The sequence below is a fragment of the Solemya elarraichensis gill symbiont genome (assembly GCF_002021095.1).
Classification (GTDB): Bacteria; Pseudomonadota; Gammaproteobacteria; order Chromatiales; family Chromatiaceae.
Map to the genome: position 1 here is coordinate 1 of NZ_MPRK01000257.1, position 2450 is coordinate 2450.

Consider the following 2450-nt stretch of genomic DNA (forward strand, 5'->3'; position numbering starts at 1 on the left):
ATTTTTCCTTTGGCGCTGGCGCACGTCAGAAAAACAGTCTCGCCTAGTGGCTACCGGGGACTACGCGCCTTCGATTCTCTCTCCTTGGCGCGCAGCGACAGAAGAAGATTATCGGTTCATGCGGTGGAGCAAGCGGCCCGGCGGCCAATCCGAAATAACCTGAAAGCGTGCCGGGTTCCCGGGTTAGGAGAGCAAATCCTGAGGCAGTGAGTAACGTTCCATCAGGTAACAGAGGCAATCTTGCCTGATAACACGCTCATTCATTGTCAGCATTGAAGGCATGATAGCGACACGATTGACGATGCGTCCGTCATCCACGCAGAAGTAGTGCTCGCTCACATCACCACCCTGCTCGTCCGTCACCTCAAGAGGCAGATCATCCCCAAACACATCGCCCCAGGTTGTCGAGGCATTGATCTCGCTGAAATTGAAACGTTCCAGTCCCGGCGAGAGAGAGAGTTCCTTGGAATCATCACCGAATGCAAAAGAGATGCTCTCCGGTACCTTTACCGTTGCCACCGTGTGATAGAGATCGACCTCTTCATGATTGAGTGGCTCTGAATCCAGCTCCTGCAGATGCAATACGCTGTTGACGTACTCTACTGCATGATCGATACCAAGTTGATCACCAACCTTGCCACATTCAAGTGTGACTGCAGGGCAACGGGATGCGAGCGCCATCGATTGCACACCGCGCGGGCGTATAAAATAGATGACCAAGCGGCTGAAAAGCAACGCCAGGCGCAAAAACTGCGGATCGATAACGTTGATACAGGCGTAGTGCGGATTCATTCCGGTATTGTTATGAATATCGATACTGGCAAACATGCCGCGCTCATCCATAACCGAGAGCACATGCTGCATCAGGCCGGCCTCGACCGCCTCACCACCTTCCCAGACCCGGTTGAAATCGGGTTGGCGCTCGAGTTTACGCAGCCCCGCTTTTGCAGCAGAGAGATTGCCGAAAAAGATGCTCAGGCTGCGTGGCAACGGATGCTCGCCCCCACCAACCTGGTATTGGCGCAACAGGCGGCGCACTGCCTCCCATCCGGTAGTTTCATTACCATGCAGCAAAATCGTGACAAACAGCGCAGGCTCGCGAATCCCCTGCAGGTGCAGCAGGGTCGGCGCACCGAGAAAATCAGCAAGTTCGGTCGCCTCGCAATCGAGTAATCCGTCCGGGATCTCGTCGAGTTGTTGCAGCTCTATCATTACTCAGGTGCCCTTGTTCAATTCAGTGTCCATGTATGCACAGGCTTGCCTGCCTGCTGCCGTTCCTGGTAAGCCAGTACCAACTCCCGCCACTCCTTACGATGCATGTTGACCCACTGGCGCTGCCAGGCAGCTCCTGTCTGGCTGCTTGCAACACGTTCTCGAACGATGGAGAGATAGTGTTCCGCATCATGCTGATCAATACCAAGTTGCTCCAGGCCCTGTGCGGCTAGCGGCAACAGTTCATCAAGCACTAGATTTTGCATGCCGACCTGGCGTCCGTCCAGCCAGGTCACAGATGAAGAGAGACTGGCGCGTGCGGCTGCATAGAAGTTATCACGACAGGCAGCAAACGGCAGTTGTTTCTCTGCTGCATCAGGCATATGTGCCATGGCGACGACCATACCGTAATAGAAAGCGATATTGGCAACCTGGTCTGTGAGTGTCGGTCCGGCTGGTACAACGCGTTGTTCTATCCGCAAATGCGGCGTGCCATCTTCGTTGAAACCGATCAGGGGCCTGTTCCAGCGCCAGATTGTTCCATTGTGCAGGCGCAAATGTGCAAACTCTTCCGGTTTTGCATCAATCAGCATTGGCAGCATGATCGGATAGCGTTTCAGGTTTGCGTCAAATATCTCGAAAAGTGACTCATCCGCATAGCGCACACCAAAGGAGACACGCTGGCTGTAGTCTGACGCGCCGACGGGAACCGACTGCTCAAACAGCGGGATACGCGTTTCGTCCCAGAGTGAATGTTGAAACAGGAAGGGCGAATTGGCGGATGCCGCGATCAACGGAGCCGAAACGATTTTGGATGCATTGTAAATGCGTGCGCCAAGGTGACGCGGAAACTGCAGGTGAATCTGAAAAGATGTGGTCGCCGCCTCCAGCATGACGTCGTGGTGAGTCATCTCCAGATGCTCACTGCCTTTTATATCGAGATGGATCGACTTCCCTTCCCTGAGGCGCAGAACCTGCTGATTGAGTGCCTGGTAACGGGTCGAATCGGACATATTCGCCAGGACGAGATCCTTCTGTCCGACTGTCGGAAGTATACCTGTCGCCAACAGACTGGTATCCAGCCCTTCGGCAACCTGCTGGCCCGATTGCCACAGTTGCTCAAGCTGTGTCTGCATGTGGGCAAGCGTGTCTTTGATCTCGTGATGTAAAACGGGACATCCAAGTCGCCCTTTTACACTCGATCTTCGACAGCCTTTATTGCCCCGGACGCCCTGCGT

Annotated in this window: 2 protein-coding genes; both read right to left on the minus strand. The window is 54.4% G+C overall.

Going from position 1 to position 2450, the window contains the following annotated elements:
- Window positions 1–183 precede the first annotated feature (183 nt).
- Window positions 184–1212, minus strand: coding sequence for a M14 family metallopeptidase (locus tag BOW51_RS09875; protein ID WP_078477567.1), 1029 nt, complete (start codon window positions 1210–1212; stop codon window positions 184–186).
- A 17-nt stretch (window positions 1213–1229) separates the two neighbouring features.
- A partial coding sequence (locus BOW51_RS09880; protein WP_217349033.1) for a glutamate-cysteine ligase family protein occupies window positions 1230–2450 on the minus strand: 1221 nt, incomplete at its 5' end.

Bases quoted from the DNA above. Each gene is read 5' to 3' on its own strand.
- BOW51_RS09875 (WP_078477567.1), bottom strand. From the start codon at position 1,212: ATGATAGAGCTGCAACAACTCGACGAGATCCCGGACGGATTACTCGAT.